The organism is Cellulophaga sp. Hel_I_12 (assembly GCF_000799565.1).
GTDB lineage: Bacteria > Bacteroidota > Bacteroidia > Flavobacteriales > Flavobacteriaceae > Cellulophaga.
On the sequence record NZ_JUHB01000001.1, the window covers coordinates 3,856,490 to 3,871,401 of the forward strand.

The window sequence follows — 14,912 nt, forward strand, 5'->3', positions numbered from 1 at the left end:
TTAAATGTTTTTTATAGTTTATTCCCCTTGGTATTTTCCCATATAACGTTTCCAAAGTTCAGTTTGGTGGGTTTCTAATGATATAGCCCTTCCGTCAATATAAGCATGGCTTAAGAGGTTGGTTCGCATGTCTAAAGCATCACCTTCTGATACAAAAAGGGTAGCGCTTTTACCAACTTCTAAGGTGCCATAATCGGCGTCAATTCCTAAAATTTTAGCATTGTTACCTGTGATCATCTGTAGTGCCACTTCTTTATCTAGTCCTTGACCAACGACTTGTCCGGCATAAAAGGGTAGGTTTCTAGTCTGAAAATTAGCTTTATCTGCGTTTTGCATGCCTACTAAAAGTCCGGCATCTATCAATAATTTTGGATTTTTATATGGCAAATCATAATCTTCATCTTCATGTTCTGGTATGTTATGCGTGAAATTGGCCAATACCGGAATATTATGTGCTTTTAAAAAATCGGTTATTTTGTAGGCTTCATAGCCACCAACAAGTACTATTTCTTTTATACCATGCGCTTTTGCTAAGGTAATGGCGTCAATAATTTCGCGTTCACCATCAGCATAAATAAATAGCTTTTGGGTACCACTAAACAAACCTTGCATGGCCTTGAAGGCTAAGTTTTCTTCTTTTGCAGTTGATTGGCTGTAAGCGGTAGCATTTTTTAAAAACACGCTAATGTCATCTAGTTCTTTCTTATAGTTGTCATTAGGTTTAAAGCCGCGCTCTTCGCCAGCCCACCAACGCCCTTGTCGAAAAGCATTTGGCCAATTCATATGAATGCCATCGTCTACTTTTAGTGCTGCGTCTTCCCAGTTCCAAGCATCAAACTGTACGATCGAAGAGGTGCCCGAAATACGCCCACCTTGTGGCGTAATTTGACCAATTAAGACACCATTTGGGCGCATACTTTCAACGACCTTAGATTCTGCATTATAAGCGATTAAACTGCGAACGTGCGGAATCATGTCCCCAATTTCATCTTCATCTACACTGGCACGAACGGCATCTACTTCGACCAATCCTAAAGATTTGGTAGGAGCAATAAAACCGGGATAAATATGTTTTCCAGTTGCATTGATGACCGTACCATTTCGTGCAATTTTTGCATTGGCACTACCTATAAAGGTAATTTTGCCGTTTTCAAACATCAAAAGGGCGTTGTCTATAACCTGCCCATTTCCTAAATGCGCTGTAGCACCTTCAATACTTATGGCTTGAGTTTGTTTTGGTGCTGGTGTTTGTTGTGCAAAAGCAATGCTTGCACAGCAAAACAGCATGAGAGTACATATGTGTTTTTTCATTTTTTATGGCTTTATGCTTTTGGCCTTAAGTGGTATGCTTTAGGCCCTAAGCTTTTTAATTTTATTAGCTTTACGCTTTAGGCGCTATGCCTTAAACTATTTATTTTATTATTTTTCTAACAACGAACAACTAATTACTACTATAGGTCATACTATCGCAATTAAACTCTTCCTTGTCTTTTTTCATTGGTTTTTGAGTAGGTTTTCCACCTTCTTTTTCGGTCAACATCATGTTAATTAAGGTGTTGCGTTCATTGAGAATAGCCTCTCTTTGTTGTTTGTCTCTATCTATATCAAAATATACGGTACCATCAATAACTGTTTTTTCTGCTTTTGCATAGATCGATAAAGGATGGTCTGACCAAAGTACTAAATCGGCATCTTTGCCTTCTTTAATACTTCCTGTTCTGTCATCAATATGCAATAATTTTGCAGGGTTTATGGTCACCATTTTCCATGCTTCTTCTTCAGAAACACCACCGTACTTTACAATTTTTCCAGCTTCTTGATTTAAGCGTCTTGACATTTCACGATCATCACTATTAATAGCCACCGTAATCCCTTGACTGTGCATGATCGCTGCGTTATACGGAATAGCATCATTTACTTCGTATTTGTATGCCCACCAATCGCTAAACGTAGAGCCACCAACACCGTGTTCCGCCATTTTATCGGCAACTTTATAGCCTTCTAAAATATGCGTAAACGTATTGATTTTAAAATTGAATTTGTCAGCTACTTTCATCAACATATTAATTTCGCTTTGTACGTAAGAGTGGCAGCTGATAAAACGTTCTCCGTTTAAAATTTCGGCCAAAACTTCCATTTCTTGGTCGTAACGGAATGGTTTTCCGCTTTTTTTCAAGGCATCATATTCTTTTGCTCTTTGAAAGTAGTTTATAAACACCTGTTCAACACCCATTCTCGTTTGAGGAAAACGACTAAAGCTTCCCCAGTTCGATTGTTTTACGTTTTCTCCAAGTGCAAATTTTATAAACTTAGGACTGTTATTATAAATCATTTTGTCAGCCGATTCACCCCATTTTAATTTAATAATCGCCGAACGACCACCAATAGGATTTGCTGAACCGTGCAGTAATTGCGCAGAGGTTACACCACCAGCTAAGTTGTGATAAATGTTCATGTCCTCATTATCAACAACATCTTCCATTGTCACTTCCGCTGAAGAGTTTTGTCCGCCTTCGTTTACGGAGGATAGTGCAATATGGGTATGTTCATCTATGATGCCCGCAGTTACGTGTTTCCCTGTGGCATCAACAATTTTTGCGCCACTACTACTTAAATTTGTTCCTATTTTACTGATTTTTCCGTTTTTAACCAGTACATCAGTATTTTTTAGAACGCCATCATTTTCACCTGTCCATACCGTAGCATTTTTAAATAAAATGGTTTCTTGTGAGGGTTTTGTAGTATTTCCATAACCAATATTGGGATAGGAAACTGGCATAACTTTTGGCGCTTCTGTAGCTTTTTCTTCCTTTTCTTTCTCGGTAAAACTTTTGGTTTTTACCGCCTTAAAGGCAGACTCTCGTCCTGTTGGAAGAATTAGTCTTCCAGAAATGTCCTCTGAGTTTTTAGCGGCTACACCGGTCATTCGATACATTTTCTCTCCTTCGTCTGTGGAAAAAGATAGGTCTATCCAATTGTCAGCATAGCTTAGTTTTGATTTTAATTTTATAGTGTCTTGTTTTACTTCTACTTTAGGTTTGCTTATTTCTCCTGAAATTGCTAATTGATATGTGTTACCACCAGCAGTTAAGTCATAATCGCCACGAATATCTTTTAAATTAATATCGTTAACGATGCTTTTATTTCCTTGAACCCAATTTTCGTAGAGCGTTGTGTTTTTATCAAAAATAGGACCAGAGGTAATTAAAAAATTAGCATAACTACCAGCTTGTAATGAGCCTATTTGAGCACTTTTCCCTAAAATTTGAGCGGGGATGGTAGTCAAAGCTTCTAAAGCCTTTGTTTCTGAAAGGCCGTAAGTGATTGCTTTTAATAAATTTTCTTTAAATTTTGCCGCTGATTTAGAATCGTGCATGGTAAACGAAAATGCAATACCATTATCCGCCATGGCCTTAGGATTACTTGGTGCTTGATTCCAATAGCGCATATCGGCTAAAGAAACATAACCCGCTTGATAGGGATTAGAAACATCGTAGGCATTTGGAAAATCTAAAGTCACTATATATTTAGCGTTGGTAGCTTTAATATCTTGAATGTTTTCATATTCGTCACCACCGGCAACGATCACATATTGAACTCCATTGGCATCACCAATTTTATCGGCTAATACATCATTTTTTTTGTCTTTCGCTTCAAAAATTTGAACTAGATTTTTATTGGCTATTAAAGCTTCTAGAGAACGGTCTTTAGTGCTGGAGTTTCCTTGAGCATACCAGCTCATGTCGCTGTACATTTGACGCAGCAAAGCCGTAGTTCCCATAAGAGAGCTTGGGTAGGCTTGACTCGATAAAACACTTCGATCTAGTGAAAAATATTGTGCAGATTTGCCGTCAATAACACGAGTTGCATCAGTTTCTTCGCTATTTAAGGTAATTAAAACACCTGTTCCACGTGCTATACCATCTTGAATGTGCGTGTTTACAACACCAAAACCAGCTTCACGTAAATCTTTTGCTTTTTTATCATCGTATTTGAACGCTGTTAAAGCATTATTTTCTGGCATGATGTGGTCATTCCAATAAAAACCCTCACGAGAAGGTTCATATTGTGCATTTCTACCTCCACCAGTAGATCTTTTAGGCTTTTCAACGCCAAAATCAGAATACAAATCAATAAAAGAAGGGTAGATAGATTTTCCGCTGAGATCAATCGTTACCGTATTCTTTGGGATGGTAACTGAGTTACCTACTTGTACAATTTTCCCATTTTGAATGAGTAGGGTTCCATTTTCAATGACCTGAGTAGGGGTTACAAATATTTTAGCATTTGTAAGGGCGGTGTAATTATTGTTTTTTGATTTTACTCCATCATTTTTGGGGAAATAATCTTGTCCAAACATAGAGCCGGTGCACCATAACAAGGTGAGCACGAGAAGTCTCATTTTCATAAATTTTGATTTAGTTAATTAGTCGGTCTTAAAAATAAGTGAAATGAATGACACAAGACTCGAATTAAGCTTTTTTTAACAATTGAGAAAAATAGATGTACCTCCTGGTGCTTATAACAATAGGCGCTGCACTGAATGATGTTTTCTATTTAAATTGGTAAGCCTGATGTAATTTTATGACTAAAAATACTATCCTCTAAAAAAATCACCTACAGTGGATATTTTTGATGATAACTCACCATTAGTAATACCACTTTGCTATAGCTTTTAATACCATCAGACTGATTGTTAATTATTAAAAAAGAGTTGAAAATAGCTTTAAAAATAGGTTCTGTACTATTTTCGTAGGCTTGCCAAAAGGCATTTAAAGCCTCGTAATTTTTTAATACCCCTGCATTAATTTTTGGCAATAAACTTTGAAATAGTGCTTCATCATTTTGTTTGATATCGCTTAAACAATAACTTAGCGCGTAGGCATAGGCTGCGTATTTGAAATACATATCCTCATTATGTACGGTCACTAAATATCCAATTAAATTTGTTTCATTTTCAGCAGAGTAGCCTAATTGGTGGCCTACCTCATGACCACTAATCACTGGAAATCTAAAAGGTGGAATTAAGCTGTTGACCTGTGCTTCATTTGTAAATGGGTTAAGGTACCCACCATACCCCATATAGCTTAAAGGAATACTAAACAATGAATTTTTGATACTCGGATTTTCGTACTTTAAGAAAGGATGAACTTTTTCCAAACGTTTATAGCCTTCTATGGTTTTATCAAAAATTTCTTGGTTAGTATAGGGTGTTTCAATCATAGCCGTACTATCGTTTGCAAGCAGTAGCTGAGTTTCATTGGTTTTGTCAATTAACTCCTGTACAAAAGAGCGCAAGTCGTCACGATTACTATTTTCTTTAATACCTATTGCAATGGAAACTGGGAGTCTGTGATAGTTAAGTCCCCAGCACATATTAAAAGTAAAATAGGCTATGGCTACAACAACAATTCCGTTTTTTAAAAAGTAAAACGGTTTTCTCACCATACATTTTCTTTTTATAATAAGATATCGAATACTGTAAATTCCAAGTACGGCATAAAGCAAATCGCCTAGTGAAAAGGGGATCCAACCATTTAAAAACCTAAAAAGCTTAGCACAGTACTGATAAAATCCTAAGCTGTAATAGTTCTCAATAAATTCAGGATAAAAACTCAACCATTTTACCAATAGTATTTGTGGTAGTAAGGATAGTGCTATTCTGTTTTTAGTTTTTGTTTGCATTCAAGAAAATTTCTAATTCAAAAATAGGCATTTCTATAACTATCCGTATTTTTGAGCAAGAATATTAGGATTATGAGCAAAACGATACAAGAATTAGAGCCCAAAGCAATTTGGAAAAATTTTACAGCCTTAAACGCAGTTCCAAGACCTTCAAAAAAAGAAGCCCGTGTAATTCAGTTTATGCTTGATTTTGGCGCACGGCTAAAATTAGAAACCTTTAAAGATGAGGTGGGTAATGTAATCGTCAGGAAGCCTGCAACGAAAGGCTATGAAAAGCGAAAAATGGTGACCCTGCAATCGCATTTAGATATGGTGCATCAAAAAAATAACGACACGAATTTTGATTTTGATACTCAAGGAATCGAGATGTTTGTCGATGAGGATTGGGTACGCGCTAAGGGTACAACCTTAGGTGCGGATAATGGGTTGGGAGTAGCCACTATCATGGCACTTTTAGAAAGTGTAGATATTCCACACCCAGCACTGGAGGCTTTGTTTACGATTGATGAAGAAACTGGAATGACAGGTGCCAAGGGGTTAAAAGCAGGTGTTCTAAAAGGTGATATATTATTAAACTTAGATACCGAAGAAGATGATGAAATTGGCATAGGTTGTGCGGGAGGTATTGATGTTACCGCAGAACGAAAGTATAGAAGCAAATCAACATCAAAAAACTCCATGGCATTTGAGATCATTGTTAAAGGTTTGAAAGGCGGGCATAGTGGTATGGACATTCACAAAGGACTTGGGAATGCGAATAAAATTATGAATAGAGTATTGCATTTGGGTGCGGAGCATCATAAACTTAGAATAGCTACTATTCAAGGAGGTAGTCTTAGAAACGCTATACCAAGAGAAAGTGCGGCAACCGTAGTCATCGATAAGAAAAAGCAGAAAGCTTTTCAAAACGATTTTGAAAATTGGTCAACAACCATTAAGAAAGAAAAATTAATTACAGAACCCGCTTTAGAAATTATGCTTCGGGAGGTGAAGCGACCTAAAGGAGTGCTGCCTCAAAAAGTACAAACTAAGCTTTTAAATGCCCTATATGCTGCTCATAATGGCGTTTATGCCATGAGTGCTGCTTTTGATAATTTAGTAGAAACCTCTAATAATATAGCAAGGGTTGAGGTTGAACAAGGAAAAATTCGTATTTCATGTTTAACACGATCTTCTGTAGACTCTGGAAAATTAGATTTAGCACAATCGCTGCGTGCAGCTTTTGAACTTGCGGATTGTAAGGTTAGTTTTAGTGGCGATTATCCAGGATGGAATCCGAATCCCAATTCGGCAATTTTAGAAGTGCTAAAAAACCAGTATATAAAAATATTCAAGGCAGCGCCGAATGTGGCCGCTTGCCATGCGGGATTGGAATGCGGAATCTTAGGTCAAAATTATCCAAAAATGGATATGATTAGTTTTGGACCCACCATTAGAGGTGCGCATTCACCTGATGAGCGTGTTCAAATTTCATCGGTTCAAAAGTTCTGGACATTTACTTTGGCCATTTTAAAAAATATACCTGAATAATGGCTTAGAAGAAAGCCAAACATTTTGAAAAAACAAAGAACGAATCGTAAAAGTGGGTTATCATAAAGGAATAAGCCTTAAAGGTTTTATCTCTTAACAAAAAATCCTGTTCTGGTAAAGAACAGGATTTTTTATGCTTATTTTGCTCAGCTATTGGTACGTTTGTAGGCAGTTTTAAGAGTTTTTAGATGATCTATCATTGGCTTTAAAATCACTCAAATTCAGATGTAAATTTAAGTTCTACCGTAGGGTATTTTTGTTGGGTCATTTGTAGCGAAAATTGGGAGTCCGCTAAAAATACCAATTTTCCACGTTTGTCTTTAGCTAAAAACTTTTGCTTCACACGTTTAAATTCCTTGAATTCGTCGTTTTTAGGGTCTTTTGGGACTACCCAGCAGGCTTTAAAAACAGGGAAATTTTCATAGGTACATTTCGCACCATATTCATGTTCTAAGCGGTATTGTATTACTTCGTATTGTAGGGCTCCAACGGTACCTATGACCTTTCTACCATTCATTTCTAGAATAAATAATTGTGCTACCCCTTCATCCATTAATTGATCAATACCTTTTTCTAATTGCTTAGATTTCATAGGATCGGCATTGTTAATATACCTAAAATGTTCCGGTGAAAAACTAGGTATGCCCTTGTAGTGAAGGATCTCTCCTTCGGTCAAGGTATCGCCAATTTTAAAACTACCGGTATCATGCAATCCTACGATATCGCCTGGATAAGAAATATCTACAATCTCTTTTTTCTCAGCAAAAAAGGCATTGGGACTCGAAAATTTTAATTTTTTATTACTTCTTACGTGTAAATAGGGTGTATTTCTTTCAAAGGTTCCAGAAACTACTTTAATAAACGCTAAGCGATCTCTGTGTTTGGGATCCATGTTTGCATGAATTTTGAAAACAAAACCAGTAAAATCTTTTTCGTTGGCAGTGACAAGTCGCTCTTCAGACATTTTAGGTCTTGGTGTCGGCGCAATATCAACGAAACAATCTAACAACTCACGAACTCCAAAATTATTTAAGGCAGAGCCAAAAAATACCGGTTGCAATTTACTTTGTAAATAATCTTCTCTATTAAATTCTGGATAAACGCCATGAACAAGATCTAGATTTTCCCTGAGTTCTTTTGCTGCTTTCGTGCCAATAGTTTTTTCTAACTCCGGACTTTTAATATCGCTAAAAGCAATAACATCTTCAATATTTTTTTTACTATCACCACTAAAAAGGTTGATGTTTTTCTCGTAAATATTGTAAATGCCCTTAAAGTCGTATCCCATGCCAATAGGAAAACTTAAGGGTGTAACGGTTAAGCCTAATTTTTGTTCTACCTCGTCTAACAAGTCAAAGGCATCTTTACCCTCCCTGTCCATCTTATTAATAAAAACAATAATTGGAATGTTACGCATGCGGCAAACTTCTACTAATTTTTCCGTTTGCTCCTCAACTCCTTTTGCTACATCAATTACCACAATAACACTATCTACAGCAGTCAGTGTTCTGAAGGTATCTTCAGCGAAATCTTTGTGACCAGGGGTATCTAAAATATTAATTTTTTTATCCTTATAAATAAAAGCAAGAACAGAAGTGGCAACAGAAATACCCCTCTGGCGTTCAATTTCCATAAAGTCACTTGTGGCGCCTTTTTTTATTTTATTATTTTTTACCGCTCCAGCTTCTTGAATGGCACCACCAAACAATAGTAACTTTTCGGTAAGAGTCGTCTTTCCGGCATCGGGGTGAGATATAATGCCAAAAGTTCTTCTTCTTTTAATTTCACTCTCAAAACTCATACTCAAAATTTCGGCAAAAATACGTTAAAATAGATTGAGCATCAATTTTTAAAAAAACTAAAATTAATTTTTTGTCGCTTCACATCGTATCACTTTTTAGGATTATTGGCCAAATAGGTTTGTAGGCCTAAACTGGCATTAGGATTCCTTGTTTACAGCAATAACCTGGGGCTATTTAAGGTTTGTATTCTCCACTTTACATCGTTTAAATGCTTTTTTTTAAGATAAACTATAAAAATGAAAAATTGATTTTATCGATAACCTGCTATTACCAAGCTAAGGCATAGGTCATTGGACGGTAAAATATGTTTTTTATAGATTTTTAATATATACAAAGCTCGAGAGTAGAATCGATTAAGAATTTAACTATATCTTGCACCATAAAATTAAATTGAAGTCCCAACTTCTTACATTTACCTAATAGTTAAACCTACAGCCATGGTGATTAGTTGAATAAAAAGCTAACGCGTATGGAGATTTTTACTTGGATTAAAATTAGTGCCAACAACAAACTTAGGCTTATCATGAGTTTACTGTTGGTATTTTTTGGCATCACCTCTTTTTCTTTTAATGAAGCAGACACTTCTAGTGAGGTTATTTCTGTGGTGTTTTTAGATACTGATGGTGATGGTATTCCTAACAACGTTGATATCGACGATGACGGTGATGGCATTATTGATACGAACGAAGGATCTAATGCTAAACCGCCAAGAGATACAGATAAAGATGGTATTCCAGATTATTTAGATATTGATTCGGATAATGATGGAATTTTAGATAATGTTGAAGCGCAAACTACGGCTGGGTACATACCACCAAGTGGTAAAGACGTAGATTGTAATGGATTAGACGATGCCTATGAAGAAACCCCAGGGGCTTGTGGCGGTTTAATTCCTATAGATACAGATAAAGATGGAAAGCCCGATTTTAGAGATATTGATTCGGATAATGACGGTATTTTAGATAATGTTGAAGCTCAACCTACGGTTGGGTTTATTGCGCCTTGCGGAGTTGATAATAATAATAACGGCTTAGATGATCACTATGAAAATGGAACTACGAAAGGAATTACACCCGTAGATACCGATGGAGATACAAAGCCTGATTTTAGAGATATCGATTCTGACAATGACGGTATTATAGATAACCGAGAAGCACAAAATTCGTCTGGATACACTGCACCTTGTCTAGTAGATAAAGATGGGAATGGTTTAGATGATCATTATGAAACCACTCCGGGGTCTGGAGAAGGGTTAACACCTCTAAATTCTGATAACGATACAAATCCAAACTTTAGAGATATTGACTCCGATAATGATGGTATTCCAGATAACGTGGAAGCACAAACCACAATTGGGTATATACCGCCTTCAGGTAATGATACGGATGGTGATGGCTTGGATAATGCCTACGATGGTTCGGGGAGTAAAGGCCTTACGCCAGTAAACACGGATGGTACAGATACCCCAGATTATATTGATTTAGATAGTGATAATGATTTAGTACCGGATAACAATGAAGGGAACGATTTTAACTTCGATGGTATTCCAGACCAGACTTTTACGGGTACCGATACGGATGGAGATGGTTTAGATGATGGGTACGAAGGTGCTAATGTAAATGATGGCTTTGATGTTAACGATGAGATCAATGATCCAGCGAACGACTTGCCAGATACGGATGGTACTGAAGATGTGAACTACAGAGATTTGGATGATGACGGCGATGGGATTGATACGCCAGATGAAGATGCGAATAACGATGATGACCCAACGAATGACGATACGGATAATGACGGTACACCCGATTATTTAGATCCGACCGATGATAGAGGCCCAGACACCGATGGTGATGGTGTTCCAGATGCTGTAGATTTAGATGATGATAATGACGGAATATTAGACAGTGTAGAAGATGCTAATACGGATGGTGATAACGATCCCTTAACGAATCCTACGGATACGGATGGTGATGGTAAGCCCAACCATTTAGACATTGATGCTGATAATGATGGTATTCCAGATAACGTAGAGGCCCAAACCACTGCTGGTTATGTAGCACCAAACAATGACGATGCAGCAACCTATGCCGCTAACAATGGTGTGAATAGCGCTTACTTAGGTGGCCTTACGCCAGTAAACACGGATGGTACAGATACCCCAGATTATATTGATTTAGATAGTGATAATGATTTAGTACCGGATAACAATGAAGGGAACGATTTTAACTTCGATGGTATTCCAGACCAGACTTTTACGGGTACTGATACGGATGGAGATGGTTTAGATGATGGGTACGAAGGTGCTAATGTAAATGATGGCTTTGATGTTAACGATGAGATCAATGATCCAGCGAACGACTTGCCAGATACGGATGGTACTGAAGATGTGAACTACAGAGATTTGGATGATGACGGCGATGGGATTGATACGCCAGATGAAGATGCGAATAACGATGATGACCCAACGAATGACGATACGGATAATGACGGTACACCCGATTATTTAGATCCGACCGATGATAGAGGCCCAGACACCGATGGTGATGGTGTTCCAGATGCTGTAGATTTAGATGATGATAATGACGGAATATTAGACAGTGTAGAAGATGCTAATACGGATGGTGATAACGATCCCTTAACGAATCCTACGGATACGGATGGTGATGGTAAGCCCAACCATTTAGACATTGATGCTGATAATGATGGTATTCCAGATAACGTAGAGGCCCAAACCACTGCTGGTTATGTAGCACCAAACAATGACGATGCAGCAACCTATGCCGCTAACAATGGTGTGAATAGCGCTTACTTAGGTGGCCTTACGCCAGTAAACACAGATGGTACAGATACCCCAGACTATATTGATTTAGATAGTGATAATGATTTAGTACCGGATAACAATGAAGGGAACGATTTTAACTTCGATGGTATTCCAGACCAGACTTTTACGGGTACCGATACGGATGGAGATGGTTTAGATGATGGGTATGAAGGTGCTAATGTAAATGATGGCTTTGATGTTAACGATGAGATCAATGATCCAGCGAATGACTTGCCAGATACGGATGGTACTGAAGATGTGAACTACAGAGATTTGGATGATGACGGCGATGGGATTGATACGCCAGATGAAGATGCGAATAACGATGATGACCCAACGAATGACGATACGGATAATGACGGTACACCCGATTATTTAGATCCGACCGATGATAGAGGCCCAGACACCGATGGTGATGGTGTTCCAGATGCTGTAGATTTAGATGATGATAATGACGGAATATTAGACAGTGTAGAAGATGCTAATACGGATGGTGATAACGATCCCTTAACGAATCCTACGGATACGGATGGTGATGGTAAGCCCAACCATTTAGACATTGATGCTGATAATGATGGTATTCCAGATAACGTAGAGGCCCAAACCACGGCTGGTTATGTAGCACCAAACAATGACGATGCAGCAACCTATGCCGCTAACAATGGTGTGAATAGCGCTTACTTAGGTGGCCTTACGCCAGTAAACACGGATGGTACAGATACCCCAGATTATATTGATTTAGATAGTGATAATGATTTAGTACCGGATAACAATGAAGGGAACGATTTTAACTTCGATGGTATTCCAGACCAGACTTTTACGGGTACCGATACGGATGGAGATGGTTTAGATGATGGGTACGAAGGTGCTAATGTAAATGATGGCTTTGATGTTAACGATGAGATCAATGATCCAGCGAACGACTTGCCAGATACGGATGGTACTGAAGATGTGAACTACAGAGATTTGGATGATGACGGCGATGGGATTGATACGCCAGATGAAGATGCGAATAACGATGATGACCCAACGAATGACGATACGGATAATGACGGTACACCCGATTATTTAGATCCGACCGATGATAGAGGCCCAGACACCGATGGTGATGGTGTTCCAGATGCTGTAGATTTAGATGATGATAATGACGGAATATTAGACAGTGTAGAAGATGCTAATACGGATGGTGATAACGATCCCTTAACGAATCCTACGGATACGGATGGTGATGGTAAGCCCAACCATTTAGACATTGATGCTGATAATGATGGTATTCCAGATAACGTAGAGGCCCAAACCACGGCTGGTTATGTAGCACCAAACAATGACGATGCAGCAACCTATGCCGCTAACAATGGTGTGAATAGCGCTTACTTAGGTGGCCTTACGCCAGTAAACACAGATGGTACAGATACCCCAGACTATATTGATTTAGATAGTGATAATGATTTAGTACCGGATAACAATGAAGGGAACGATTTTAACTTCGATGGTATTCCAGACCAGACTTTTACGGGTACCGATACGGATGGAGATGGTTTAGATGATGGGTACGAAGGTGCTAATGTAAATGATGGCTTTGATGTTAACGATGAGATCAATGATCCAGCGAACGACTTGCCAGATACGGATGGTACTGAAGATGTGAACTACAGAGATTTGGATGATGACGGCGATGGGATTGATACACCAGATGAAGATGCGAATAACGATGATGACCCAACGAATGACGATACGGATAATGACGGTACACCCGATTATTTAGATCCGACCGATGATAGGGTAATGAAAATAGAAGTCAACCAAATGTTGACGCCCAATGCAGATGGTAAAAACGACTTCTTATTTATCAGAAATGTGGATGAGGCTTTAAATAATTCTCTGAGAATTTTTAATCGATGGGGAGTAGCAGTTTATGAAGGAACGGGTTATAACAATCAAAACAATGTTTTTGATGGTCGTTCAAAAGCTAGGTCTACCGTTTCACAAGAAGAGTATTTACCGGCAGGAGTTTATTATTATATCTTTGAATATCAAGATAGAAACAATAAAAATATAACGGATAACGGTTATCTATATATCAGTAAATAAACAAATAGTAGTACTGAGAACACTATATATTATGAATAAACCAATATTATTATTAGCACTAGTATGTACATTGTTTTTTATGGGTAATTCCTACGCACAACAAGATGCGCAGTATACCCAATATATGTTTAATACCATGAGTGTAAACCCAGCATATGCAGGATCAAGAGGTCAGTTGAGTATAGCTGCCTTGTACAGATCCCAATGGGTCGGCTTAGATGGGGCGCCAACCTCCCAGACACTAAACATTCATTCTCCTATTCGCAATAGTAGATTAGGGTACGGTATTTCAATTGTAAATGACGAAATAGGGGATGGCACAGTTCAGGAAACCTATTTAGACGGGGTTATTTCGTATACCATTGATGTTTCGCGAACAGGAAAATTATCTTTTGGTTTAAAGGCTGGTGGAAATTTTTTAAATTTAGATTTTAATAAATTAAGAAATTTTGATAACGAATCAGTTTCAGGTGAGAATATAGAAAATAGATTTTCTCCAAATTTTGGAGTAGGTGTTTATTATCATACCGATAAATTTTATTTGGGATTATCGGCTCCAAATTTATTAGAAACTGATTATTTTGATAATTCAAATAGAGATGCAAATTCAGTTAGTTTTTTGTCAAAAGAACGGGTTAATTTCTATGCCATCACTGGTTATGTTTTTGATTTATCTAACGAATTTAAATTCAAGCCAGCATTATTGACAAAGGTTGTGGGAGGCGCTCCATTACAGGTTGATGTTTCTGCCAATTTTATGTATAATGAAAAATTTACTTTTGGTGGAGCGTATCGATGGGATGCTGCGGTTAGTGCTTTAGCCGGTTTTCAAGTAAGTGATCAAATTATGATTGGCTTGGCGTATGACAAAGAAACTACAGCATTGGGTTCAACTAGATTTAACGATGGTTCCTTCGAGGTTTTTTTACGATATGAACTGGTTAGATCGTTCCGAAAATTAGTATCACCTCGTTTCTTTTAAA

The 14,912-nt window shown here is 37.8% G+C and carries 7 protein-coding genes; 3 read left to right on the plus strand and 4 right to left on the minus strand.

Annotation, left to right across the window (positions count from 1 at the left end; all coding sequences use genetic code 11):
* Positions 1 to 18: 18 nt before the first annotated feature.
* The 3 genes from GQ45_RS16775 to GQ45_RS16785 all read right to left on the minus strand — a co-directional run bounded on the left by GQ45_RS16775 (position 19) and on the right by GQ45_RS16785 (position 5,685).
* Positions 19 to 1,311, minus strand: a complete 1,293-nt coding sequence (locus GQ45_RS16775) for an amidohydrolase family protein (protein ID WP_047419755.1) — start codon at positions 1,309 to 1,311, stop codon at positions 19 to 21.
* Between the two features lie 130 nt (positions 1,312 to 1,441).
* On the minus strand, positions 1,442 to 4,408 hold the full coding sequence (locus GQ45_RS16780) for an amidohydrolase family protein (RefSeq protein WP_047419756.1): 2,967 nt from the start codon (positions 4,406 to 4,408) through the stop codon (positions 1,442 to 1,444).
* 209 nt (positions 4,409 to 4,617) lie between these two features.
* Positions 4,618 to 5,685, minus strand: a complete 1,068-nt coding sequence (locus GQ45_RS16785) for a DUF3810 domain-containing protein (protein ID WP_047419757.1) — start codon at positions 5,683 to 5,685, stop codon at positions 4,618 to 4,620.
* Between the two features lie 72 nt (positions 5,686 to 5,757).
* Between GQ45_RS16785 and GQ45_RS16790 the strand changes: the two genes are divergently transcribed.
* Positions 5,758 to 7,215: an aminoacyl-histidine dipeptidase gene (locus GQ45_RS16790; RefSeq protein ID WP_047419758.1), complete on the plus strand. Its 1,458-nt coding sequence runs from the start codon at positions 5,758 to 5,760 to the stop codon at positions 7,213 to 7,215.
* A 211-nt stretch (positions 7,216 to 7,426) separates the two neighbouring features.
* Here GQ45_RS16790 and GQ45_RS16795 read toward each other — a convergent pair whose 3' ends face one another.
* Positions 7,427 to 9,016, minus strand: a complete 1,590-nt coding sequence (locus tag GQ45_RS16795) for a peptide chain release factor 3 (protein WP_047419759.1) — start codon at positions 9,014 to 9,016, stop codon at positions 7,427 to 7,429.
* 470 nt (positions 9,017 to 9,486) lie between these two features.
* Between GQ45_RS16795 and GQ45_RS16805 the strand changes: the two genes are divergently transcribed.
* Together GQ45_RS16805 and GQ45_RS16810 are read left to right on the plus strand one after the other, a co-directional pair.
* Complete coding sequence (locus GQ45_RS16805) at positions 9,487 to 13,929, plus strand: gliding motility-associated C-terminal domain-containing protein (RefSeq protein WP_052188317.1); 4,443 nt, start codon at positions 9,487 to 9,489, stop codon at positions 13,927 to 13,929.
* Between the two features lie 31 nt (positions 13,930 to 13,960).
* Positions 13,961 to 14,911 carry a type IX secretion system membrane protein PorP/SprF gene (locus GQ45_RS16810; protein ID WP_047419760.1) on the plus strand — a complete coding sequence of 317 codons (951 nt, stop codon included), beginning with the start codon at positions 13,961 to 13,963 and terminating at the stop codon, positions 14,909 to 14,911.
* The last annotated feature ends 1 nt before the right edge of the window (position 14,912 follow it).